General features: G+C 67.1%; 24 protein-coding genes. 9 read left to right on the top strand and 15 right to left on the bottom strand.

Translation table 11 applies throughout. From position 1 onward, the window contains the following. The first annotated feature begins 51 nt into the window (after positions 1-51). The gene (locus ACY3GB_RS19305) at positions 52-570 is read left to right on the top strand and encodes a DinB family protein (RefSeq protein ID WP_463090155.1); all 519 of its coding nucleotides are present in this window, start codon (positions 52-54) and stop codon (positions 568-570) included. Here the strand turns inward: ACY3GB_RS19305 and ACY3GB_RS19300 are convergent. Further along, entirely contained in the window at positions 567-1769 is a 1203-nt protein-coding gene (locus tag ACY3GB_RS19300; protein WP_463090154.1) for a GGDEF domain-containing protein, read from the bottom strand. The genes ACY3GB_RS19305 and ACY3GB_RS19300 overlap by 4 nt on opposite strands. Before the next feature lie 327 nt (positions 1770-2096). Between ACY3GB_RS19300 and ACY3GB_RS19295 the strand changes: the two genes are divergently transcribed. Then, complete coding sequence (locus tag ACY3GB_RS19295) at positions 2097-2405, top strand: hypothetical protein (RefSeq protein WP_463090153.1); 309 nt, start codon at positions 2097-2099, stop codon at positions 2403-2405. 187 nt (positions 2406-2592) lie between these two features. Continuing rightward, positions 2593-3039, top strand: a complete 447-nt coding sequence (locus ACY3GB_RS19290) for a hypothetical protein (protein WP_463090152.1) — start codon at positions 2593-2595, stop codon at positions 3037-3039. Positions 3040-3053: 14 nt separating this feature from the next. Here ACY3GB_RS19290 and ACY3GB_RS19285 read toward each other — a convergent pair whose 3' ends face one another. Next, the gene (locus tag ACY3GB_RS19285; protein ID WP_463090151.1) at positions 3054-4043 is read right to left on the bottom strand and encodes an aldo/keto reductase; all 990 of its coding nucleotides are present in this window, start codon (positions 4041-4043) and stop codon (positions 3054-3056) included. 99 nt (positions 4044-4142) lie between these two features. Here ACY3GB_RS19285 and ACY3GB_RS19280 point away from each other — a divergent pair, with 99 nt between their 5' ends. Continuing rightward, positions 4143-5048 carry a LysR family transcriptional regulator gene (locus ACY3GB_RS19280; RefSeq protein ID WP_463090150.1) on the top strand — a complete coding sequence of 302 codons (906 nt, stop codon included), beginning with the start codon at positions 4143-4145 and terminating at the stop codon, positions 5046-5048. 45 nt (positions 5049-5093) lie between these two features. Here the strand turns inward: ACY3GB_RS19280 and ACY3GB_RS19275 are convergent, their stop codons facing one another. Together ACY3GB_RS19275 and adhE are read right to left on the bottom strand one after the other, a co-directional pair. Continuing rightward, complete coding sequence (locus tag ACY3GB_RS19275; RefSeq protein WP_463090149.1) at positions 5094-6485, bottom strand: amino acid permease; 1392 nt, start codon at positions 6483-6485, stop codon at positions 5094-5096. A gap of 335 nt (positions 6486-6820) precedes the next feature. Next, on the bottom strand, positions 6821-9484 hold the full coding sequence (gene adhE, locus ACY3GB_RS19270; protein ID WP_463090148.1) for a bifunctional acetaldehyde-CoA/alcohol dehydrogenase: 2664 nt from the start codon (positions 9482-9484) through the stop codon (positions 6821-6823). Here adhE and ACY3GB_RS19265 point away from each other — a divergent pair. Further along, on the top strand, positions 9471-9701 hold the full coding sequence (locus ACY3GB_RS19265) for a hypothetical protein (RefSeq protein WP_463090147.1): 231 nt from the start codon (positions 9471-9473) through the stop codon (positions 9699-9701). The genes adhE and ACY3GB_RS19265 overlap by 14 nt on opposite strands. Positions 9702-9848: 147 nt before the next feature. Here ACY3GB_RS19265 and ACY3GB_RS19260 read toward each other — a convergent pair whose 3' ends face one another. The 5 genes from ACY3GB_RS19260 to ACY3GB_RS19240 form a co-directional block, all read right to left on the bottom strand. Next, the gene (locus tag ACY3GB_RS19260) at positions 9849-10904 is read right to left on the bottom strand and encodes a carbonic anhydrase (RefSeq protein ID WP_463090146.1); all 1056 of its coding nucleotides are present in this window, start codon (positions 10902-10904) and stop codon (positions 9849-9851) included. Positions 10905-11008: 104 nt separating this feature from the next. Continuing rightward, positions 11009-11872, bottom strand: a complete 864-nt coding sequence (locus tag ACY3GB_RS19255) for a DMT family transporter (protein WP_463090145.1) — start codon at positions 11870-11872, stop codon at positions 11009-11011. Positions 11873-11971: 99 nt separating this feature from the next. Continuing rightward, complete coding sequence (locus ACY3GB_RS19250) at positions 11972-12094, bottom strand: hypothetical protein (RefSeq protein ID WP_463090144.1); 123 nt, start codon at positions 12092-12094, stop codon at positions 11972-11974. A gap of 133 nt (positions 12095-12227) precedes the next feature. After that, complete coding sequence (locus tag ACY3GB_RS19245; RefSeq protein ID WP_463090143.1) at positions 12228-12656, bottom strand: ester cyclase; 429 nt, start codon at positions 12654-12656, stop codon at positions 12228-12230. Beyond that, entirely contained in the window at positions 12653-12790 is a 138-nt protein-coding gene (locus ACY3GB_RS19240; protein WP_463090142.1) for a hypothetical protein, read from the bottom strand. The genes ACY3GB_RS19245 and ACY3GB_RS19240 overlap by 4 nt, the downstream gene beginning before the upstream one ends. Positions 12791-12886: 96 nt before the next feature. Here ACY3GB_RS19240 and ACY3GB_RS19235 point away from each other — a divergent pair, with 96 nt between their 5' ends. The 4 genes from ACY3GB_RS19235 to folE all read left to right on the top strand — a co-directional run bounded on the left by ACY3GB_RS19235 (position 12887) and on the right by folE (position 17775). Beyond that, entirely contained in the window at positions 12887-13852 is a 966-nt protein-coding gene (locus ACY3GB_RS19235) for a LysR family transcriptional regulator (RefSeq protein ID WP_463090141.1), read from the top strand. Between the two features lie 189 nt (positions 13853-14041). Continuing rightward, entirely contained in the window at positions 14042-15223 is a 1182-nt protein-coding gene (locus ACY3GB_RS19230; protein WP_463090140.1) for an FAD-dependent monooxygenase, read from the top strand. 55 nt (positions 15224-15278) lie between these two features. Continuing rightward, a complete protein-coding gene (locus tag ACY3GB_RS19225) occupies positions 15279-17003 on the top strand; it encodes a DUF4153 domain-containing protein (RefSeq protein ID WP_463090139.1) in 1725 nt (574 codons plus the stop codon). 151 nt (positions 17004-17154) lie between these two features. Then, a complete protein-coding gene (folE, locus tag ACY3GB_RS19220) occupies positions 17155-17775 on the top strand; it encodes a GTP cyclohydrolase I FolE (protein WP_463090138.1) in 621 nt (206 codons plus the stop codon). Positions 17776-17834: 59 nt separating this feature from the next. On the opposite strand, the gene ACY3GB_RS19215 is transcribed toward folE, so the two are convergent. The 6 genes from ACY3GB_RS19215 to ACY3GB_RS19190 all read right to left on the bottom strand — a co-directional run bounded on the left by ACY3GB_RS19215 (position 17835) and on the right by ACY3GB_RS19190 (position 23762). Next, the gene (locus ACY3GB_RS19215) at positions 17835-18839 is read right to left on the bottom strand and encodes an NAD(P)H-dependent glycerol-3-phosphate dehydrogenase (RefSeq protein WP_463090137.1); all 1005 of its coding nucleotides are present in this window, start codon (positions 18837-18839) and stop codon (positions 17835-17837) included. A 9-nt stretch (positions 18840-18848) separates the two neighbouring features. After that, positions 18849-19292, bottom strand: a complete 444-nt coding sequence (locus tag ACY3GB_RS19210) for an SH3 domain-containing protein (RefSeq protein WP_021478519.1) — start codon at positions 19290-19292, stop codon at positions 18849-18851. An 8-nt stretch (positions 19293-19300) separates the two neighbouring features. Continuing rightward, positions 19301-19753 carry a protein-export chaperone SecB gene (gene secB, locus ACY3GB_RS19205; RefSeq protein ID WP_463090136.1) on the bottom strand — a complete coding sequence of 151 codons (453 nt, stop codon included), beginning with the start codon at positions 19751-19753 and terminating at the stop codon, positions 19301-19303. Positions 19754-19861: 108 nt separating this feature from the next. After that, on the bottom strand, positions 19862-20119 hold the full coding sequence (gene grxC / locus ACY3GB_RS19200; protein ID WP_031296824.1) for a glutaredoxin 3: 258 nt from the start codon (positions 20117-20119) through the stop codon (positions 19862-19864). A gap of 50 nt (positions 20120-20169) precedes the next feature. After that, positions 20170-21567: a D-alanyl-D-alanine carboxypeptidase/D-alanyl-D-alanine endopeptidase gene (gene dacB, locus ACY3GB_RS19195; RefSeq protein WP_463090135.1), complete on the bottom strand. Its 1398-nt coding sequence runs from the start codon at positions 21565-21567 to the stop codon at positions 20170-20172. A gap of 11 nt (positions 21568-21578) precedes the next feature. Beyond that, positions 21579-23762: a primosomal protein N' gene (locus tag ACY3GB_RS19190; RefSeq protein ID WP_463090134.1), complete on the bottom strand. Its 2184-nt coding sequence runs from the start codon at positions 23760-23762 to the stop codon at positions 21579-21581. Positions 23763-23876: the final 114 nt, after the last annotated feature.

Genomic DNA, 23876 nt, shown 5'->3' with positions numbered 1-23876 from the left:
ATTAGTTTTGTCCGTATGCTTGACCCGTCAGCCACAACCAGCCATTCAACCATGCCGCTACGCGATATCCGCATGCTGGCCCGCTACAGCGCCTGGGCCAACCGCCGCCTGTTCGACGCGCTGTCCGCGCTGCCGGAAGAGGAGTTGCTCAAACCCCGCGCCACGGTGTTCGGCAGCATCCTGTCCACCTTGAACCACAATCTGGTGGTGGATCGCATCTGGCAGGGCCATCTGCTGGCGCGGCCACATGGCTACAGCGGCCGCAACACCGCGGACACGCCCAGCCTGGCCGAACTCGCGCGGGCGCAAGCGGAGCTGGACCGCTGGTATGTCGATTACGCCGACGGCCTGGATCCGGCCGCGCATGAGGTGGTGGTCGACTTCGCCTTCGTCGACGGCGGCCGCGGCAGCATGCGGCGCGGCGACATGCTGCTGCACATCGTCAACCACAAGAACTATCACCGCGGCTTCGTCGCCGACATGCTGTACCAGGTGCCGGCCACGCCGCCGACGACCGATCTGCCGGTCTACCTGCGGGACGCGCATCGGAAAGAAGACATCGCCCGCTAGCGCTGCAGCGCCGGATCGGCCTCGCGCTCTATCTCCACCCGGTTGCGGCCCTTGCGCTTGGCCTGGTACAGCAGCAGGTCGGCCTCCAGGAACAGGCTGGCCAGGTTCTCGTGCTCCGGCGGCCTCAGGCAAGCCACGCCTATGCTGGCGCTGATCGATAATTGCAGCTCCCCCACGCGGGGCTGCAGATTGGCGATGGCCAGGCGCAGGCGATCCGCCACATTGCCAGCCACCACCCGGCTGGCTTGCGGCAGCATCACCACGAACTCCTCGCCGCCATGGCGACCCAGCACGTCGCCCTGGCGCGACTCCGCCCGCAGGCAGTCAGCCAGTTGGCGCAGCACTTCGTCGCCCGCCTGATGGCCGTAGCGGTCGTTGACCTCCTTGAAGTGGTCGAGGTCTATCAGCAATAGCGCCAACGCGTCTCCCGCGCGCTGCGCCCTGGCGAACATGGCCGTGGCCTGCTCGTGGAAGGTCCGGTGGTTGTACAGCTGGGTCAGACCATCCTGCTGCGCCTGCTGGCGGACTTGCAGCAACAGCTGCTCATAGCTGATCAGCAACACGCAGAGACTGAAGCTGTATCCGAGCCAAAACAGAGCCTGGGACGCCAACGCGTTGAACAGGATTCCGTCTTGATCGTAACGCCCTCCGACATGCCAGCCGTACCAAACCCTGGCGAGGGACACCAGGGCTTGCAGCAGCGCGAACAGTCCGGCAATCCAATGCCCTATGCCCCGGTAGGCGTACCTGAACCGCCAGAACGCCCAAACCGATAACACCCAGAACAGCATCGAGAAGCCGGCCACGACTTGCACCCTGGCCGCAAAATCGTCAGGCCCCGCCCAGTAACGATAAGCCAGCAGTTGCAGCAGCCAGAGCGCGAAACAGCCCTGCCAGCCGCTGGGCAAGCCATGCAACTGACGCGTGCAGATCACCGCTAGCGGACAGAACGCCAACAACAGGTAATTGGTCAGCTGCAACTGCTGCCAACCCGACAGCCCTAGCGGCAAAACATTGATCAGGAAACCCAGATCGCTCAGCAGGCCGGCGATGCCCAACGTAAGCAGCGCGCGCTCCCGCCGTCCACTGAACCAGGACAGCAGCAGAATCCCGGTCAGCACCAGCGAATAACCGGCATTGCTGATCAGCGTAACCTTGAAGTCAAGGATGCTGGGAGTATGTAAGGACACAATGGGCATGGAAAACGGCTTGCGGTATGGGTCAGGCGGCTGCCAGAGCGAATGTAGCCCTGCTCCGCGGACAAAACGCCGACACCATAGCAGAACTACGCTGCGCCAGTACGATCGCGTCATGTCTTTCGCATCATCGTAGCCGCGCCGCGGGCCGCCCGCAACGATCAATCAGTCTACATAATTGTCGTTACAGATATAGTTAGGTAGAATACTCTATCTTTCAGAGAAGGCACTTCGCCGGCTCTGTATCTTCAGCCACGCGTTCCCATCGGATCGCGCCAGCCACCGCTGCATGCAACATCGGGCCATTCGGCCTTTTCCGCAGGTATCAAGATGCGCTTACGCCTTTTCCTGCTGCCCTTGGCGCTATCCAACGCGCCGGCGGCGGCCCCGCTCCCTTCCTATGCTTTCGCCCTGACCCCGGAAAGCGAGAAAACGCGCCCGGACATGAGCTTGCCGCGCCGCCCGCTGCGCGCGGAAGCCAAATTGCAGCTGCCGGACTTCGATGTCCCGCCTCCGCCCAGTTGGGCGCTGGAGGAGAAGAGACGCAAACGGCCGAACCGTTTTCAGCCGCCGCCGCATATCGCGCCCAAGTTCGACGCGGAAACCATCAAGCTGATGCAGGAGCGCGCGAAGCGGTAAGGCGCCAAGCGCGAGAATCCCGCTTGTCGCTGCCCCGCCATTTAGATAGAATGCTCTACCTATTCAGGACAGCGCCTATGCGACGCTTCTGTCCAAGCCAGCCACGCGTTTTCACCGCGAAACGCGCCAGCCACACCATCCACGCAACACCAGCCGCCCCGCGCGGCCCATCCATGCAGGAATCAAGATGCGCCTACACGCCCTCCTGCTGCCATTGGCGCTTTGCAGCGCGTCCCTGGCGGCGGCACCGCTTCCCTCCTATGAATTCGCGACCCAGCACGAGCAGCCAAAGCCTCGCGTCCAGATGAAAGCGAAAGCCGCTCCGTTGAACATCGAGCCCCGCATCCGGCTGGAAAATCTGGAGCGCCCGCTTATCGAAGTCAAGCCAGCGCCTCCTTACGCGGACTCCCGCGGTTCCCCCCGTTTCGCGGACAGCTTTTCGATCAGCAAATCGCTCAGCGAATCAGGCCCGGTTCAGTTACAGCCGCGAAACAGCGGCTTTTCTCCTCATCCCGCACAGCCAGGCCTACTGCCCTCGCGGCAGCCAGGCATGGCGCCGCCCGGGGCCGATGGCAAGCAACGCTCCATCCCCATGCAGCTGCTGCCGCCATTGCCCTACCAAAGAATGCGCTGAGCGCCGCTGCCGTATCAGCGGTTGACCATGCCCATCACCTCGGAGGCGTAGCGCAGACCGCTGACCTGGCCGCCGGCGAACATCGAGCCCAGCTCGGCCAGATCGCCGGCATCCAGTTCGACCGCCAACGCGCCCAGGTTGTCGCGCAGGTTTGCCTGCTTGCGCGCGCCGGGAATGGCGACGATGTCTTGCCCCTGCGCCAGCAGCCAGGCCAGCGCCAGCTGCGCCGGGCTGCAGCCCTTGGCCGCGGCCCGCTTCCTCACCTGGTCCACCAGCTGCAGATTGCGCTGGAAGTTCTCGCTCTGGAAGCGCGGGTTGCCGCGGCGGAAGTCGTCGGCGGCGAAATCGTCCGGGCTCTTGATCGCGCCGGTCAGGAAGCCGCGTCCCAACGGGCTGTAAGCGACGAAGCCTATCCCCAGCTCGCGGCAAACGGCCAATACGCCGTCTTCCGGATCGCGCGTCCACAGCGAATATTCGCTCTGCAGCGCGTGGATGGGATGGACGGCCGCGGCGCGGCGCAGCGTGGCGGCGGACGCCTCCGACAGGCCCAGCCAGCGCACCTTGCCGGCCTTGACCAAATCGGCCATCGCGCCGACGGTTTCCTCGATGGGCACGTCGGGATCGATGCGGTGCTGATAGTAGAGATCGATATGATCGACGCCCAGCCGCTTCAGGCTGCCCTCGCAGCTGGCGCGAACGTATTCCGGGCGGCCGTTGACGCCGCGCTTGGCCAGATCGGCCGGGTCCATCACGATGCCGAACTTGGTGGCCAGCACCACCTCGCCGCGGCGGCGCGCCAGCAGTCTGGCCAGCAGCTGCTCGTTGGTGTGCGGACCGTACATGTCGGCGGTGTCGAGAAAGTTGACGCCGAGGTCCAGCGCCGCGTCCAGCGTCGCCAGCGATTCGGCATCGTCGTGCGGGCCATAGAAAGCGCTCATGCCCATGCAACCCAGACCCAGCGCCGAAACCTGCGGGCCGTCCCGGCCCAGTGTGCGTTTTTGCATCGCCATCGCTCCTGATGTGGAAAGTGACGTCAGCATAGGAGATGGCGATAAGCCGATAAATGGCCCAAAATGACAATCATTATTTAGCCAGGCTTCACAATGTCGCGAATTCCACATGATGCGCTGCAGGCTTTCCGCGCGATCGCCCGCCATCGCAGCTTCACCCGCGCTGGCGCGGAGCTGGGCATCAGCGCCTCCGCGCTGAGCCAGAGCCTGCGCCAACTGGAAGAGGCGCTGGGCGTGCCGCTGCTGACTCGCACCACGCGCCAGGTGGCGCCGACCGAGGCCGGCGAGGCGCTGCTGGCGCGGCTATCGCCGGCGCTGGACGAAATCGCCGAGGCGCTGGAGGAAACCCGGCAGAGCCGCGGCCAGCCGGTTGGCCAGCTGCGCGTCACCCTGCCCCACACCGCCGCCCAGCTGCTGTTCTATCCGGCGCTGGCCGATTTCGCCGTCCGCCACCCCAAGCTGCGGCTGGAACTGGACGTCAACAACGGCCTGGTCGACATCGTCGCCCAGCGCTTCGACGCCGGCGTCCGCTTCGGCGAGGCATTGCAAGCCGGCATGCAGGCGCTGCCGGTCAGCCGGCCGCTGCGCTTCGTCATCGCCGCTTCGCCTGACTATCTGCGCCGCCGCGGCGCGCCCAAAGCGCCCCAGGACCTTCTCGGCCACGACTGCTTGGGCTATCGCTTCGGCGGCGGCGGGCAATACCGCTGGCAGTTCGCCGCCGGCGGCCAGCCGCTGCAATTGGCGGTCGATGGCCCGCTGATCGCCAACGACAATATGGCGCTGCTGCACGCGGCGCTGGGGGGCGCCGGCCTGGCCTACCTGGCCGAGCCGCTGATCGCGCCCTGGATAGCCGAAGGCAAACTCGCCTTGGTGCTGGACGATCACATGCCGCCGGCCGAAGCGCTGTACCTGTACTACCCGCACCGGCCGCGGCAGCAGGCCAAGCTCAGGGCGCTGATCGCCTTCCTGCGCGAACGCGCCGGCCTGCCGCAGGCGTAAAAAAACCCGCCTGGCGGCGGGTGGATCGACATGAGCGGCGCGGGCTCAGCGCGATTGCTGCGCCAGACGCCAGGCGGCGTCCTGCTTGTGGTAGCCCAGCAGGTAGTACACCGCCACCAGGAACGCCAGCCAGCCGGGGCCGACGATCAGCGCGACGCGGGTGTCCGGGAAATAAGCCATCAAGCCTATCACCAGCGCCAGGAAACCCAGCGTCAGGTAGGAACCATACGGCCACAGCGGCATGCGGTGGCTGATGGTCGCCAGCTGCTCGGCCGACAACGAACGGCGGAAGCGCAGCTGCGCCAGCAGGATGATCAGCCAGGTCCACACCGCGCCGAAGGTGGAGATGGCGGTCAACCAGGTGAAAACCTCCTTCGGCGCCAGGTAGTTCAGCAGCACGCCCAGCAGCAGCGCGGCGATGGACAGCAGCAGCGCCGGCAGCGGCACGCCGCTTTTCGAGACCTTGGCGAACAAGGGCAGCGCCTGCTTCTGCTCGGCCAGGTTGAACAGCATGCGGCCGGTGCTGTAGATGCCGCTGTTGCACGAGGACAGCGCGGCGGTCAACACCACGAAGTTGATGATGCCGGCCGCGGCCGGGATGCCCAGGCTCTCGAAAGTCATCACAAAGGGGCTGCCGCGGGTGCCCAGCTCGTTCCACGGGTAGATGGACAGAATCACGAACAGCGCGCCGATGTAGAAGATCAGGATGCGCCAGAACACCGAATCCACCGCCCGCGCCAACGCCTTTTTCGGGTTCTTGGCTTCGCCGGCGGTCAGGCCCAGCATTTCCACGCCCAGGTAGGCGAACATCACCATCTGCAAGGACATCAGCACGCCGGAGAAACCATGGGGCATGAAGCCGCCGTGCGCCCACAAATTGGAGATGCCGGTGGCGACGCCGTGGTTGCCGAAGCCGAAGATGATCATCGCGAAGCCGCCGACGATCATCAGCACGATGGTGACGATCTTGATCAGCGCGAACCAGAATTCGAACTCGCCGTAAGCCTTCACCGCGATCAGGTTGACGCCGCCCATCGCCAGCATCGCCGCCAGCACCCAATACCAGGACGGCACGTCCGGGAACCAGATGCCCATGTAGACCCCGACGGCGGTGATCTCCGCCATGCAGGTCACCAGCCACAGGAACCAGTAGTTCCAGCCGGTGAGGTAGCCGGCCAAGGGGCCGAGGTAATCCTGCGCATAGCGGCTGAACGAGCCGGCCACCGGATTGTGGATGGCCATTTCGCCCAGCGCGCGCATGATCATGAAAATGGCGAGGCCGCCGATGCCGTAGGCCAGCATGATGGCCGGGCCGGCCATCTTGATCGCGGTGGCGGACCCGAGGAACAGGCCGACGCCTATCGTCGCGCCCAGCGCCATCAGGTTGATATGCCTCTCCTCCAGCCCGCGGTGCAGGGTCTGTTGTTCTCCTGGCATGCAATGCTCCTTGTGTAAGCGTGAAAAGCCCGGCTGTCGTTTTGTCGCCGCGGACAGAGCGCCTGGTCCTGCGTTGGCCGTGCCCAGGGCACAGCTGCGCTCAGGTTTTCTGTTGCGGCTTATTTTTTGCCGGTCAGTGACAAACCATTTTACATATATTCATATCGATATGAATAATCGAGCACATTAAAACCTTGATTCAACATTTTCAAGCACACAAAAAGCCAAGCAATCCATCCATCGCGTCAAGATGAATGACGCGCGTCCGATGCCGCGGACGCAAAAAAGCCCGGACTCTCATCCGGGCTTCGATCAATATCCGGCTACAAGCCGCTTCAGACCTTGGCTTTGGACTTGCCCTTGGCCGGCTTGTCCTCGACCACGGCCTCCTCCCGCTCCCAGGCTTCCTTGTACGGGCGGCCGTAGTAGCTGTCCAGCAGCAGCTGCTTCAGCTCGCTGATCAGAGGGTAGCGCGGGTTGGCGCCGGTGCACTGGTCGTCGAAGGCGGCTTCGGCCACCTCGTCCAGCTTGGCCAGGAAGTCGGACTCGGCCACGCCCGCTGCCTGGATCGACGCCGGAATGCCCAGCGTCTTCTTCAGCTCGTCCACCCACTCGATCAGCTTTTCGACGCGCTGGTGGTCGCGGCTGGCCTCCAGGCCCAGATGGCGGGCGATCTCGGCGTAGCGCGCCACGCTCTTGGGCCGATCGTACTGGCTGAAGGCGGTCTGCTTGGTCGGCACGTCGGCGGCGTTGTAGCGGATCACGTTGCTGATCAGCAGCGCGTTGGCCAGGCCGTGCGCCAGGCCGAACTCGGCGCCGATCTTGTGCGCCATCGAGTGGCAGACGCCGAGGAAGGCGTTGGCGAAGGCGATGCCGGCGATGGTGGCGGCGTTGTGCACCTGTTCGCGCGCTTTCGGGTCCTTGGCGCCGTTCAGGTAGGACGACGGCAGGTATTCCTTCAACAGCTTCAGCGCTTGCAGCGCCTGCGGGTCGGAATACTCGTTGGCCATCACCGAGACATAGGCTTCCAGCGCGTGGGTCACCGCGTCGATGCCGCCGAAGGCGGTCAGCGACTTGGGCATGTTCATCACCAGATTGGCATCGACGATGGCCATGTTCGGCGTCAGCTCGTAGTCGGCGATCGGGTATTTCACGCCGGTGGTCTCATCGGTGACCACCGCGAACGGGGTGACTTCCGAGCCGGTGCCGGAGGTGGTGGGCACCGCCACCATCATCGCCTTCTGCCCCAGTTTCGGGAACTGGTAAATGCGCTTGCGGATGTCCATGAAGCGCAACGCCAGATCGGCGAAGTGCGCTTCCGGATGCTCGTACATCACCCACATGATCTTGGCCGCGTCCATCGGCGAGCCGCCGCCGATGGCCATGATCACGTCCGGCTTGAAGGCATGGGCCAGGTCGGCGCCCTTGCGCACCACGGCCAGCGTCGGATCGGCCGGCACCTCGAAGAAGGTCTCCACTTCCAGGCCCATCTTCTTCAGCAGCCGGATCGGCTCGTCGACGAAGCCGTTCTCGAACAGATACTGGCCGGTGACGATCAGGCAGCGTTTCTTGCCCGCCAGGTCTTCCAGCGCCACCGGCAGGCAGCCGCGGCGGAAGTAGATGGACTTCGGCAGCTTGTGCCACAGCATGTTCTCAGCCCTCTTGGCGACGGTTTTCTTGTTGATCAGGTGCTTGGGACCGACGTTCTCCGAGATGGAGTTGCCGCCCCAGGAGCCGCAGCCCAGCGTCAGCGACGGCGCCAGGCTGAAGTTGTACAAATCGCCGATGCCGCCTTGCGACGACGGGGTGTTGATCAGGATGCGGGCGGTCTTCATCTTGTCGCCGAAGTAGCGCACGCGCTCTTCCTGCAGGTCCTGGTCGGTGTACAGCGCCGAGGTGTGGCCGATGCCGCCCATGACCACCAGCGCGGCGGCCTTGTCGCAGGCGTCGAGGAAGTCCTTGGCGCGGTACATGGCCAGCGTGGGCGACAGTTTTTCGTGGGCGAAGGCTTCCTTCTCCGATACTTCCGTCACCTCGCCGATCAGCACCTTGGTGGTCAGCGGCACGGCGATGCCGGCCATGGCAGCGATCTTGGCCGCGCTCTGGCCGACGATGGCGGCGTTCAGGCTGCCATCCTGCAGGATCACCTTGCGCACCGCCTCGGCTTCGCTCTTGGACAGGATGTAGCCGCCGTGCTTGGAGAAGCGCTCGCGCACCGCGTCGTAGATTTCGTCGACGATGATCACCGACTGCTCGGACGCGCACACCACGCCGTTGTCGAAAGTCTTGGACATCAGGATGGAGGCCACCGCGCGCTTGATGTCGGCGGTTTCGTCTATCACCGCCGGAGTGTTGCCGGCACCGACGCCGATGGCGGGCTTGCCGGAGGAGTAGGCGGCCTTGACCATGCCCGGGCCGCCGGTGGCCAGGATCAGGTTGACGTCGGGGTGGTGCATCAGCTGGTTGGACAGCGCGACCGACGGCTCGTCGATCCAGCCTATGATGTCCTGCGGCGCGCCGGCGGCGACGGCGGCTTCCAGCACCAGCCTGGCGGCTTCGCAAGTGGAGCGGCGCGCGCGCGGGTGCGGCGAGAAGATGATGCCGTTGCGGGTTTTCAGCGAGATCAGCGCCTTGAAGATGGCGGTGGAGGTCGGGTTGGTGGTGGGGACGATGCCGCACAGCACGCCGATGGGCTCGGCGATGGTGATGGTGCCGAAGGTGTCGTCCTCGGACAGCACGCCGCAGGTCTTCTCGTCCTTGTACTTGTTGTAGATGTACTCGGAGGCGAAGTGGTTCTTGATCACCTTGTCCTCCATCACCCCCATGCCGGTTTCGGAAACGGCCATCCGCGCCAGCGGGATGCGGGCGTCGGCGGCGGCCAGCGCCGCGCTACGGAAGATGTGGTCCACCTGCTCCTGCGTGAACTGCGCGAACGCCGCCTGCGCCTTCTTGACGCGGGCCACCAGGGCGTCGAGTTCGATCTGATTGCTGACTGCCATTTTGTCTCTCCAAGAACCAAATGAAATTGCCGAGCGCTTGATTTTCGTTTTTGCTGTTAAATTTTCGAATTCGAAAAAATATCAACCCAAAAACCATCCGCCACCGCCGCGCGATGACGACGCCATCCAACCCTTTGTAGCGGAGCCATTACATCCGAAACGCGATACCCTGATGAAATTCAGTGGGTTCATCGCGCGTCGCCGCTGGCTCGCTTGATTCACGACTATCCTAATCCGTTTTCGGATATTCGTTTTTGCGCATGGCCAAACAATTTCCGCTTTTCCCGCAAAAAGAGCGCCGCTTGGGCGCTCTTTGGATGGTCCCGGAACAGACCGTTGTAACAGGCACGCTACCGGAGCGGACTCAACGCCCCATGAAACCGTAGTGGAAGTAGCGGCCACTGCGAGTCAGCTCGCGGATGCGCGCCGGATCGGTCTCGCCGTTGATGTTGGTGATCACCAGCTTGCCGCGGCCCTGCTTCAGATCGTTGTTGAAGTCGTAATAGCCGCCCAGCACCGCCAGCCTGCCCGCCTCCACCTCGCCGGAGAACTTCAGGATGGCGCCCTCCACCTGGTTATTGATGTTGATCAACGCGCCGTTGGTGGCGTCGATGCCCTTGGGAATCTCGATATTGTCCAGCTCCTTCTGCACCGCCGGCCCCAGATTGCTGTAATCGCCGGCCGCCGCCTTGATCGCGCCGCAGCCGGTGTGGCTGACGAACATCAGCAGCGGGGTGTGCAGGTCGCGCACGCCGTATTCTATCGATCCCTCGGAGCTGGCCAGCTGGTTGCCCAGATTGCTGATCACGAACAGGTCGGCGTCGGCCTCCCCGCCCAGCATGCCCACATTGCCGCCGGGACTGGAACAGGCGACCACCGTCGCCCTGGGCGCGGCGCGCCCTCCCAGCTTGGCCAGATAGCCCGGCGAATGCTTGGCGATATAAGCGCTGTTGGCCTTGAGGATGCTGCCGACCACGCCCTTGACCTGGCCGGCTTCGCCGGCCGCCTTCTCGACGTGCTTGGCCGGGCGGCGCGGCTTCACCCGATGCGCGGCCCGCGGCTTGCCGCCCGGCGCCCGCACTTCCGGGCTGGGCTGGCTCAGATCGCGCGCCGGCGGCTTGGCCATCGGCACGCCGGGCTCCATTTTCTCCGGAGCGGCCTTGGCCGGCTCCGCCTTCTTCCCGCCTTCCGCCGCCGGCTTGGCGGCTTCCAGCTGCTTGCCTTCCGCAGGCTTACCTTCCGGCTTGCCTTCCGCCGGCTTCGCCTCGGCAGCCGGTTTCGCGGCCGGCGCGGCGCCATGCTCCGCGGCCTGCGGAGGCTTGTTCAGCTTCAGCGGCAGCTTGATCACCTGCTGCACCTGGTTGCCGGACGCGTCGTCGGCCCAGGCCGACTGCAGGCTCAGCAGCAACGGCAACATCATGCAAGATCCGATCAGCCGTGGGCTCATGCTCGATTCCTTACGTCATTCACAATCATTTCTATTCTGCATCATCGACCATGGCGGGGAAAGCCGCCAGCCGCCTTTCACGCCTGCCGCCGCTGGCTCAGCCACACGCCGGCGAAGACCAGCGCCCCGGCCGCGCCCTGCCAGGCCTGCAATTTCTCGTCCAGCAACAGCCAGGCCATGGCCACGGTGAACACCGGTATCAGATTGTTGAAGGCGCCGGCGCGCGCCACCGGAATCCGCGACACCGCCCAAGTGTAGAGCCCGTAAGCGCCCAGCGTGATCGCCGCGCCCAGGTACAGCACCCACAGGCTGGGGAGCAGCAGCAGCGTTTCCGGCCAGACGCCCCAAGGCGTCAGCATCGCCAGGCCGAACCAGGCGCAGCCGGCCAGGGTCTGGACCCCGGTCAGCGCCAGCGGCGAATAACGGACCGACAAGCGCTTGGCGATCAGCACATAGCCGCTGGCGCAAATCATCGCGCAAAACTCCAGCGCATTGCCCAGCAGCGGATCCGGCGCGCCCGGACCGGCCTGGCTGTCCATGCTCAGCCAGATCACCCCGGCGAAAGACAGCGCGATGCCCAGCCACACCTGGCGCGGCTGGCGCTCATGCAGGAACAGGGCGGCGCCTGCCGCCATCATCATCGGCAGCGTGGCGGTGATCACGCCGGCCTGCGAGGCGCTGGTATGCATCAGCGCGTTGGCCTCGAACAGAAAGTACAGGCAGGGCTCGCACAGGCCCATCGCCAGCAGCCACGGCCAGTCGCCCTTGCGGTAATGCCAGGCGATGCGGCCGCCCAGCGCCAGCGGCAGCAGGCACAGCGTGGCGATGGCCATGCGCGCGAACAGCACCGCCAGCGGAGGGTAGAACTGGAACACGTATTTCAGAACGATGAAGGCGCTGGACCACAGAAACATGGCCAGCGTCAGGGCGAGATAAGGCAATGCGGCTCCTCTGCGGTTTCACAGGCCGTCTGCGCGGCCCTGTCGAAGAGGCATTGTTTCAGAATATGATGACGACTGTCTAACCTCCGTCCGCCCGCATCAGCAGCGTCGCGCCGGTGCCAGACTCAGCGCGCGCCAGCCTACCGATCCGCTGGCGAAGCCGGCCACCGGCCGCGCAAGCAACAGGCCGGTCACCGCGCCGCCCTGCGCGGCGCCAACCATCCTCCCCTCTCCTCGGGCATAGACATTAGCCACGCTCAATGCCGAGCTAGCTGCCGGCATGCCGACCGGCCAACGGCCGAGTCCCACTCGCGCCGTTTCCAGCCCCGCCTCTAGCGCCTCCATGCGGTCTGTCTCATGCTCGCGCCTGGCACAACTGATCTTGCAGGCCCCAACGGTCGGCTTGTATCCAGTATTCGACGATCTTGCCGCCCTCCACCCGGTAGCAGGCGCTGTCGATCAGCACCACCGGCGCGCCGCTGGGCGGATAGCCGTCCATCTCCGCCAGATGATGGCCGAACTGGGTCCAGCGCGCGTAGGCGTGGTCGCCGTCGACCAGCAGTTCGTCCACTCGCAGCTGGAAATCGCCGAACAGGCGCTGGAAATCGCGCACATGCTCGGCGTAATTGGCCGGACTGCGCGCCAGCGTGCGCGGATTTTCCGACTCCAGTTGGTGCGCGGCCACGCTGGCGGCCAGATACTGGCCCGCCGCGTCCGGATTGCGTCCAGAACGCACCTCATGCAGAAAACCCTGCACCACCCTCCTGGTTTCTTCACTGCTCATCGCCTTCCTCCCATGTGGTTGCGGATGCGCTCCAGCGCCTCCATCTCGTCGCGGCATACCTGCCTGGCATGTATCGCCATGCCCTGCTGCCACCAGTCCATCCAATGCCTGAGCGCGATCAGAAGCTTGTTCATCGCCGCCTCCATTGTTCAATCAAAAATCATGAATTGCATGCTACATGGGCAATACACATTGAAAAACCACGCTTCACATGACACACTGTTCATTAAATGAGAACAGATCACTTACCCGACTCCCAAGCGCTGCTCGCCTTCGACGCGCTGGTCCGCCGCGGCAGCTTCACCGCCGCCGCCGAAGAGCTGGACTGCACCAAGAGCCGGGTCAGCCAGTTGGTGAAAGCGCTGGAGAAACAGTTCGGCACCGTGCTGGTGCTGCGCAACACCCGCCGCGTGGCGCTGACCGAAGCCGGCCAGCGGCTGGCCGTGCACGCCCGCGAGCTGCGTTGCCTGCTGGAACGGGCCCGGATAGACATCAATGAAGCTGACGGCGAGGTCAGCGGTCCGCTGGTGATCAGCTCCATCACCTCCTTCGCCCAATACCTGCTGGCGCCCATCCTGGCCGAACTGGCGGTGCTGCATCCCGGCCTGCAACTGAAGCTGCAGGTGGAAAACCGGCTGCAGGACCCGATCTCCGAGGGGCTGGATTTCTGCATCCGCACCCGCAACGTCCACGATGACGCGCTGGTAGCCAAGCCGCTGGGCCTGGTGCGCGAGTGGGCGTTCGCCTCGCCCGACTACCTGGCCAAGGCGCCCCGGCTCGAGACCCCCGACGACCTGCCGCTGCACCGCATCCTGCTGGACACCAGCCGCCCCAAGCTGCGCGACACCCCGGAGTGGCTGCTGGAAAAGGATGGCCAGCAGAAGCAGGTGCGGGTGCAGCCGGTACTCAGCAGCCACCAGTACGCGCCGCTGCTGTCCGCCGCCATCGCCGGCAGCGGCGTCGCGCTGCTGCCGGCCTACGTCGCCAGCGAGCACCTGAAAAGCGGACGCCTGGCGCCGGTGCTGCCGGGCTGGAGCCACGACTGCTGGCCGGTCTACCTGGTCTACCCCTATCGCCACCCGCTGCCGCGCAAATACGAGGCCTTCATCCAGCACGTGGTGCCGCGGATGCGCGCGTTGCTGGAAGCCGGCATTGATCCAGGCCAAAGCGGCATTCGGCCGCCATCGCCAGAATGAGCGCCATTCGCGCCGGCGCCGCGCCGGCCTAAGAGCCTGTTCAAAGTCACGCGAACTCGCGCGAGACAAGGCGAAAACGGTTGAAGAAGCGGAATGCACATGCGGCACATGAGCATTCTGAAGACGTTTTCTACGCCGTATCGCCTACGCGCGGCAGCCTTTGAACAGGCTCTAAATCAGGAGAATGCAATGGAACATCGCGACATCGTCATCGTCGGCGGGGGCATGGTGGGCAGCGCGCTAGGCGCCGCGTTGAGCGGACAGGGATTGTCGGTCTGCGTGCTGGAAAGAGAGGCCCCCGCGCCGTTCGCGCCGGAACAGGCGCCCGATCTGCGGGTGTCGGCGATCAGCCCGGCCTCCGCCGCCTTTCTGCAGTCCATAGGCGCCTGGGACCAGGCGCTGGCGATGCGCGCCGCGCCCTACCGCCGGATGCAGGTATGGGAAGGCGACGAGGCCGCCGGCACGCTGTTCGACGCCGCCGAGGCCGGCGTGGCTGAACTGGGCCACATCGTGGAAAACCGCGTGGTGCAACTGGCCGCCACCGCGGCGCTGAAGGACAAGGGCGACATCGACTATCGCTGTCCGGCCGTCGTGTCGGACATCGCCTACCGCCCGCAAGCCTCCCAGCTGACGCTGTCCGATGGCGGCCGGATTCAGGCCCGCTTGCTGATCGCCGCCGACGGCGCCCGCTCCCAGGTGCGCGACGCCGCCGGCATCGGCGTCACCGGCTGGGATTACCCGATGCACGCGCTGGCGCTGACCTGCCGGATGGAGGGCGGCCAGCAGGACATCACCTGGCAACGCTTCACGCCCGACGGCCCGCAGGCCTTCCTGCCGCTATGCGGCGACGCCGCCTCCCTGGTGTGGTACCACCGGCCGGAAGAGGTGAAGCGCTTGCTGGCGCTGGGCGACGACGAACTGATCGCCGCGGTCAGCCAGGCTTTTCCGCGCAAGCTGCCCGGCATCCGGGAATTGACGGCGCGCGGCAGCTTCGGCCTGACCCGGCGCCATGCCCAATGCTATGTCAAGGACGGCGTGGCGCTGGCCGGCGACGCCGCCCACACCATCCACCCGCTGGCCGGCCAGGGCGTCAACCTGGGCTTCCAGGATGCCGCCGCGCTGGCCCGGACGATTCTGGACGCCCGCGCCAAGGGAGAGGACTGGGCGGGCGGAAAGACGCTGGCGCGCTACCAGCGCGCGCGCAAGCCCGCCAATCTGGCGATGCAGGCCGGCATGGACGCGTTCTGCTACGGCTTTTCCAACGACATCGGCCCGCTACGCCTGCTGCGCGGCCTGGGGCTCAGGCTGGCGGACAAGGCCGGCCCGCTCAAGCGCGAGGCGATCCGCTACGCGCTGGGGCTGCGCGCCTGATCGCTTTTCCCATTCATGCTAGGATCGGGAGAATTTTTCCCCTTCCGGCATGTTCATGAACCCATTTAACATTCGCGCCGCCATCGGCCTGCTGCAAGGGATCGCGCTTTACGCGCTGTACCGCGCGTCGGACCATGGCGGCTGGCTGTCCCTCCACCCGCTGCTGTTCTCGCCGCTGCTGCTCGCCGCCGCGTCGCTGCCCCTGCTGTGCCAGACCGGACTCGGCGCGCTGCGCCCCTCCCGGCTGGCGGCCTGGCTGGCGGGACTGGCCCTGGCCGTCGCCGCCATCGGCGCGCACGACCGCTGGCGCGCCGGGCTGGAGCACGCCGTGCGCGCGGACCTGATGCCGGGCGCGCTGGCGATGCTGGGCGTCTCCTTGCTGCTGTTCATCGCCTGGCCGCTGATCCTGGCCGGCGAAAGCGAGCGGCGCTGGCGGGCGTCCTATCCCGCCTATTTCGACACCGCCTGGAAGCTTGGCCTGCAGCTGATGTTCTCCGGCCTGTTCGTCGGCGTGTTCTGGCTGATCCTGAATCTGGGCGCCGAGCTGTTCGCCCTGGTGGGCATAGACGGCTTGCGCCGGCTGATAGGCGAAGCCGAGTTCGCGATACCGGCCAGCACGCTGGCGCTGTCGGCCGGCCTGCATCTGAGCGATGCGCGTCCCGGCATCATCCAGGGGCTGCGCTCGCTGCTGCTGACCTTGCTGTCCTGGCTGCTGCCCCTGCTGGTCCTGTTGGTCGGCGCCTTTCTCGCGCTGCTGCCCTTCACCGGGCTGGACAGCCTGTGGAAGACCGGCCATGCCTCCGCGCTGCTGCTGGGCGCGAGCGGGCTGCTGATCTTTCTGCTGAACACCGCCTACCAGGACGGCCGCGAGCAGCCCGGCCGCGTGATCCGGCTCAGCCTGCGCGCCGCCTGCCTGCTGCTCGCGCCGCTGCAGGCGCTGGCCGCCTACGCGCTGGCGCTGCGCGTCGGCCAGTACGGCTGGTCGCCGGACCGGGTGTTCGCCACCTGCCTCGTCATCCTCGGCGCCTGCTACGCCGCCGGTTACGGCTGGGCGGCCTTGCGGCGGCGGCCCGGGCTCGCCGGCGTGGCCTGCGCCAATATCGGCGCCGCCTGGCTGTCGCTCGCCCTGCTCGCCGCCGTGCTGACGCCGCTGGCCGATCCGGCGCGGATCTCGGTGTCCAGCCAGCTGTCCCGGCTGCAGGCCGGCCGCGTGGCCGCCGAGCGCTTCGATTTCGATTTCCTGCGCTACCGCGGGCTGCGCTATGGCCATGCCGCCCTGCAGCGGCTGAAGGATGATCCCGGCGTCGACGGCGCCGTCCGCCGCAAGGCCGGCGAGGCGCTCAGCGAGGACAAGCCCCAGCCCAAGTCCCCGGCCCAGGCCATCCGCCCGCGCGGCCCGGAGCCGCTGCCGGCCGGCTTCCTGGCCCAGGACTGGAAGCAAGCCGCCAAGCGGACCGGCGAACTGCCGTCCTGCCTGCTGGACGGCCGCAATGAGTGCGACGCCTATGCCGGCGACTACAGCGGCGGCGGCAAGCCGGAAGTGCTGCTGGCGGAAAAGCTTGCCGCCCGCTTGTCGCTGTTCCAGCGCAACGCCCAGGGCCTGTGGACGCTCGCCGCCACCTACGACCTGCCCGCCGCCTGCCCGGCGCCGCTGGAAGCGCTGGCGGCGGGACAGGCGCGAGCCGTTCCCCCGCGGCTGCCCGACCTGGACGCCGGCGGGCTGCGGCTGCGGCCGCGCTATCCCTACGTCCCGCAGGGATGCCCGGTCGCGGAAAAATAAGCGGAGCGCGCCGCCCCGCGCGCAGAAATCGAAATAAACGGACGGAATCCGATCGTCAAGACGGCCCGCCTCCCGATACCATGCAAGCATAGGCGGCCGATCCCTCTCCGGGTCCGGCCGCCCCTCAGTCCCACCGCAATGGAGCCGCGCCATGTCTTTCATCGACGATCACGACCACTCCGCCTGCCAGCGCCCGCTCGACCGCGTCCGCTCCTTCGACGCCGCCGCCTTCGAAAAAGCGGTGGCCGACATGCTGACCGCCAGCGGCATCGCCATCGACCCCATCCACACCGGCAAGACCGCCCAGCGCGTGCGCGAGCTGTGGCAAAAGCGCCTGCTGGACGGCTACGACACCGTCCCCGCCGAGGCGCTGGGCAGCGGCTTCGCCGACGATCGCCGCGACATGGTGGTGATACGCAGCCTGGCGGTCCACGGCATGTGCCCGCACCACCTGCTGCCCTTCCGCGGCGTCGCCCACGTCGCCTATCTGCCCGGCGGCCGGCTGCACGGCTTCGGCCGCATCGCGCGGATGGTGGACGCCATCAGCCACCGCTACACCTACCAGGAATGGATCACCCACGAGATCTCGCGCACCCTGGTCGAGCATGGCGGGGCGCGCGGCGCCGCCTGCCTGATCGAGGCCGAGCAGCTATGCCTGTTGATGGGGGAAAACCGGCGCGGCGACGAGCGGGTGATCACCCAGTGCTACGCCGGCGATTTCGAAACCGACGCCAACGCCCGCAACGAATTCCTGCGCGCGATCGAGCGCTGAACGGCGGGCATGAAAAAGGCCGCTGCCCGGAGGGGGAGCGGCCTTGATGTCTTTCGCGCCTAATCCAGCAAGCCGCCGGATTCGGACTTCGGCGAGCGCCTGAGCAGGCCTTCCACCACGGTTTGCGGATCGTGGCCCTGATACAGCAGGCCGCACACCGCGGCGGTGATCGGCATGTCCACCTGCAAGCGCTCGGCCATGGTCAGCACCTCGCGCGCGGTGGCCACGCCCTCGGCCACGTGGCCCAGTTCGTCCAGCACCTGCTGCAACGGCTTGCCCTCGGCCAGCTTCAGGCCCACCTGGCGGTTGCGCGACAGCGCGCCGGTGCAGGTGAGGATCAGATCGCCCATGCCGGACAGGCCCATCATGGTCTGCGGGCTGGCGCCGAGCGCCATCGCGAGCCGGGTGATCTCGGCCAGCCCGCGGGTGATCAGCGCCGCGCGCGCGTTCAAGCCGAAATCCAGCCCGTCGGCGACGCCGGTGGCGATCGCCATCACGTTCTTCACCGCCCCGCCCACCTCGACGCCGACGAGGTCGTCGTTGGCGTACAGGCGCAGCAGCGGGCTGTGCAGCTCGCGCGCCACGCTGGCGGCGAACTCGGCGTGGTCGGAGGCGATGGCCGCCGCCGCCGGCAGGCCCTGCGCCACTTCGCGGGCGAAGCTGGGGCCGGACAAGGCGCCGTAAAGGTGCTCGGCCGGCAGCTCCTCCTCCGCCACCTGGTGCGGCAGCAGGCTGGAGCCGGCCTCGAAGCCCTTGCACGCCCACAGGATGGGCGGCGGCGGCGCGTCCAGCGCCATCAGAGACTTCAGCGTGGGCCGCAGCCCGGCCATCGGCGTGACGATCAGCGCCAGCTCCGCGTCGCGCGTAGCGGCCGCGAGATCCGACGACAGCGTCAACGGCTCCGGAAACGGGCAGTCGGGCAGGTAACGCTGGTTGACCCGCTCCGCGTCCATCCGCCGGATCTGTTCAGCGTCGCGCGCCCACAAGGTCACCTGGTGGTGACGGGCAAAAGCTATCGCCAGCGCGCTGCCCCATGCGCCGGCGCCGAGTATCGCCAGTTTCATCCGCGGTCCTTACAAGCCCCAGAGATCGGTAATACGAGCATAGCCGACGCTGCCGTCGCGGTGGCGCACTTTGGCCCAGCCGTTCTGCGGGGCCTCCTGCAGCTCCAGCACGCCGTCCTTGGGCACCGTGAACAGCAGCTTGCCGTCCTCCGCGCCCCGGTCGCGCACGCCGGCCTGGGCCGACACCACCAGCAGCCAGCGCTGCTTGGACAGCGCCGCGGCCGGAATCCAGGCGATGCCGCCGGTGGCGTCGCGCACGCGCGACCACTCCTTCTGGCTTTGCAGCACCTCGACCGGATAATAGCGGCTGACCGCGAACAGCTTTTTCGCGCTCAGCGAAGGCGCCTCGTACAGTGCGACGCCGGTTTCCTTGACCGAACGGAATTCCAGGGCGTGGACGGACGGGGCCGCCAACGCGGACGCCAGCAACAGCGGCAGAACGAGACGCTTCATGGCGGGCCTCAGGCGTTGCCGGCTTCGGCTTGCTGCGCGCGCTGCTGCATGTACAGCGCTTCGAAGTTGATCGGGGCCAGCAGCACCGGCGGGAAGCCGGCGCGGTTCACCACGCTGGACACGGTCTCGCGGGCGTAAGGGAACAGGATGTTCGGGCAGGCGACGCCGAGGATCGGATCCAGGTCTTCGCCCGGGATGTTGCGGATCTGGAAGATGCCGGCCTGGGCCACTTCGCACAGGAACAGGGTCTTTTCCGGCAGCTTGGCGGTCACGGTGACGGTCAGGGTCACTTCGAAGTAGCCGTCGTCCAGCTGTTGGCCGGCGCTGGCCAGCTGCATGTCGATTTCCGGCTGAGCCTGTTCCAGAAACACCTGCGGCGCGTTCGGCACCTCCAGCGAGATGTCCTTCACGTAGATTTTTTCGATGGAAAACGCCGGTTGCAGCTCTTGTTGTTCGCTCATGTTCTTTCTCGCAAAAACCGTCTCATGACGGCAGAATTTTATGGATACGCCGGCGGGCATCATCGCACGAAAGCCGCGCGGCGGCCAATCGCGGCAAAGCCCCGCCGCTCAGTCCGCCAGCAGCGGGTCCAGCTTGCCGGAATGATTCAGCGCCACCAGCTCGTCGCAGCCGCCGACATGGGTCTCGCCGATGAAGATCTGCGGCACGGTGCGGCGGCCGGTCAGCGCCATCATCTTGTCGCGCGCGTCCGGATCGAGGTCGATGCGGATCTCGGTGATGCCGCTGACGCCCTTGCTGGCCAAGAGTTGCTTGGCGCGCACGCAGTAGGGGCAGACAGCGGTGGTGTACATGGTTACCGGTTTCATGGTTCTCGCCTGAAAATTCGATCGCCGACGATTATAGCCGGGTTCGCGGCTCAGCGCCTTGCGCTGGATCGCATCGTTTCGGTATTGAAGCCGCGCGCCAGATCGGCCACCACCGCGTCCAGCGCCTTGCCCGACTCCATCGCCCGCGGGCCGTTGACGATGGCGACGATGGCCAGCCGCCTGCCGTCGGCCGCCTGCCAGTAGCCGGCCAGCGCCTTGACGTCGTTCAGCGTGCCGGTCTTCATCCGCAGCCGCGGCCCCAAGTCGGCGAAACGCTTCTTCAGCGTGCCGTCGGTGGCGGCGATCGGCAGGCTGGCGATGAACTCGCCGGCGTACGGGCCGCGCGCGGCGTCCAGCAGCACCTCGCCCAGCAAGCGGGCGGTCACCCGCTCGCGCCGCGACAGGCCGGAGCCGTTCTCCAGCCGCAGCGCGCCGATGTCGGCGATGCCGCGATGGCTCAGCTCCTCGCGCAGCGCGCGCTCGGCCGCCGCCGCGGTGTCTTCGCCGCCGGCCTCGCGCCCCAGCGTCAGGAACAGCGTGCGCGCCATGGTGTTGTTGCTGTACTTGTTGATGTCGGACAGCGCCACCGACAAGGGCTGCGACTGCCAGGACGCTAGCTCGCGCGCGCCGTCCGGCGCCCGGCCGCGCGCCACCCGCAGCGGCCCGGTTCCGCCCAGCGCCTGCCACAGCGCGGCGAAGTCCTGGCCGGCGAACGCGTCGTGGCCCAGCACGTTGACGTAGGCGCGCTGCCCGTCGCAGGCGGGCGGCAGGCTGCCGGCCACCCGCACGCGGCGGCCGTCGTTCTCGATGGAGACGAAGCGGCGCACATCCGCGCAGGCCTCGTCCGCTCCCGGCCTCAGCGATGCGCTGAGCTCTACGCCGGCCAGCGGCGGGTCCAGCGCGACGCGCGCGCCCTGTCCGTCGTTGAAGAAGGTCAGCCAGGCCACTTTCAGATTGGTCAGATGGGTGTCCGGCTCGACGACGAAGGCGCGGCCGGCGTCGCCGTCGAAATCATCGGCGCCGCCGATATTGCCGAAGGCGCGCTTGTCCAGCAGCAGCTGCCCATCCAGCTGGCGGATGCCGCGCAGCCGCAGGCTGTACAGCAGGCTCAGCAGATCGCCGTTGTCGAAGCGCGGATCGCCGCCGCCCAGCCAGTACAGGTCGCCCTTCAGCGCGTCGCCCTCCACCGGGGCGGCCGACAGCAGCGCGGTCTTCCAGCGGTAGTCCGGCCCCAGCCGGTTCAGCGCCGCCCAACCGGTCAGCAGCTTCATCGTCGAGGCCGGGTTGACCGGCTCGTCGGCCCGGTGGCTGGCCAGCGGCTCGCCGCCTTCCACCGGCGCCGCCCACACGGCGATCTCGTCCGGCTTCAGGCCATGCAGATCCAGCGCCTGCGCCAGCGCCGGCGCGCAGGCCAGCGCCAGCAAGACCGGCCACTTCGCGATTGCCATATCGTTTCCTCTCATAATTCCTGCGGATCCACGTCCAGCGACCAGCGCAGCGCGCGGCCATGGGCCTTGGCCAGGCCATCCAGCAGCGGCGGCAATTGATGCAGCAGCCGGTGCAGCGCGCCGCGCTGCGGGGACTCCAGCACCAGCTGCGCGCGCTCGCGCTGCGCCAGCCTGGCCATCAGCGCCGGCGCCGGCCCGGAGATCAGCACGCCCTCCGCCAGCGGCTCCAGCGCCTCGCGCGCCTGGCGCAGAAAGGCGGTGGCCTGGGCCAGCGCCGGGCTGTCGGCGCGCAGCAGCGCCTGGAAGGTGGACGGCGGGAAGCCGGCCTGGCGGCGCTCGTTCAGCAATGTGGCCGCGTAGCCGTCGAAATCGTGGGCCACCAGCGCCTGGTACAGCGGATGATCCGGCCACTGCGTCTGCACCAGCACTTCGCCCGGCGCGTCGGCGCGACCAGCGCGGCCGGCCACCTGCATCAGCTGGGCGAACAGGCGCTCGGACGCGCGGAAGTCCGCCGAGTACAGACCGCCGTCCGCGCCCAGGGCCGCCACCAGCGACAAGGTGCCGAAATCATGGCCCTTGGCCAGCATCTGGGTCCCGACCAGGATGTCCACCTCGCCGCCGTGCACCTTGCGGTAGACCTCGTCCCAGGCATCCTTGCGGCTGGTGGTGTCGCGGTCTATCCGCAGCACCCTGGCCTCCGGCAACATGCGCTGCAGCGCCGACTCCAGCCGCTGCGTGCCCTCGCCCAGCGGCTTGATGTCCGGATCGCCGCAGTCCGGGCAGGCGCGCGGCACCGGCTCCTCCCAGCCGCAGTGGTGGCAGCGCAGCTTGCGCTCCATCAGGTGCACCACCAGCTTGGCCGAGCAATGCGGGCAGCCGCTGGTCCAGCCGCAGGCGGTGCAGGCGACTACCGGCGCGAAGCCGCGGCGGTTGATGAACACCAGGCTCATTTCCTGGCGCGCGAGCCTGGCCTTCAGCGCGTCCAGCACCGCTTCGGACAGGCCTTCGACCAGCTTCTTGCGGCGGGTGTCCACCAGCCGCACGTCGGGCAGCCTGGCCGCGCCGTGGGCGCGCCGGGTCAGCGCCAGCTTCTTGTAGCGGCCGGCCTCGACATTGGCCACCGTCTCCAGGCTGGGCGTCGCCGATCCCAGCAGGATGGCGATGCCGGCGCGGCGCGCGCGCCACACCGCCAGGTCGCGGGCGTGGTAGCGCAGGCCGTCCTGCTGCTTGAACGAGCCGTCGTGCTCTTCGTCGACCACGATCAGGCCCAGCCGCGGCAGCGGCGTGAACACCGACAGCCGGGTGCCGATCACCACGTCGGCGTCACCGTGCCAGGCGTTTAGCCAGCCGTGCATGCGCTCGCCGTCGGCCAGGTGGCTGTGCTGCACCACGATGCGGCTGCCGGGAAAGCGGTCGGCGAAGCGGTTGATCAGTTGCGGCGTCAGATTGATTTCCGGCACCAGCACCAGGGTCTGCCGCCGCGCGGCCAGCTGCTCGGCGATCAGGCGCAGATAGACCTCGGTCTTGCCGCTGCCGGTGACGCCGTGCAGCAGCCAGGGCTGGAAGCCCTCGCTCGCCGACAGCGCGTCCAGCGTCGCCTGTTGTTCGCCGTTCAGCGCCGGCGCGTCGCCCAGCCGCAGCGGCGGCGGCTCGAGCGTCGCGCGCTCGGCCTTGCCCTCGGCCATCCAGTCCGCCAGCAGCTTGCCGGCCTGAGGCGTCACCGCCTTGGCGGCGGCCAGGTCCAGCGGACCGTCCTGCAGCGCCTGCCACAAGGCCAGCCGCGCGCGCTGCCGCGCCGGCGGCGCCTCGCTCAGGCCGGCGCCGGTCAGGACGAACGGCCTGCGGTCCGGCTTGGTGACGTCGCGCGGCTCGCGCAGGCCGGTGGGCAGCGCGGTGAACAGCGTCTGGCCCAAAGGATGGTGGTAATAATCGGACGCGAAGCGCGCCAGCGCGAGAAATTCTTCCGGCAGCGGCGGCAAGCCATCCAGCACGCCGTCGATGCTCCGCAATCTGGCGGCGTCGAGCTCGGGCACACCCTCCCCCGGTATCGGCGTGACCACCACGCCACACACCCGGCGATTGCCGAAGGAAACGCTGACTCGGGTGCCTGGCATGACAGGCGATTCAGTCAGGTAGCTGAACGTTCCCGCCAGCGGCACATCCACCGCGACCTGAATCCGGACCGGCCCGTTCATGATTGCCCCCCGCTAGATGCAAACCCTGCTGCGACAAGGCTTTGCATCCGCTGTGCACAGATCTTGTGGATAACTTTGTGAACAACCATGGTGATATCGGGCAAAAAGCCGTGA

The sequence above is a fragment of the Chromobacterium sp. Ag138 genome, from assembly GCF_055181315.1.
The sequence above is the reverse complement of the archived record's forward strand: the minus strand, read 5'-3'. Positions and strand labels throughout refer to the sequence as shown.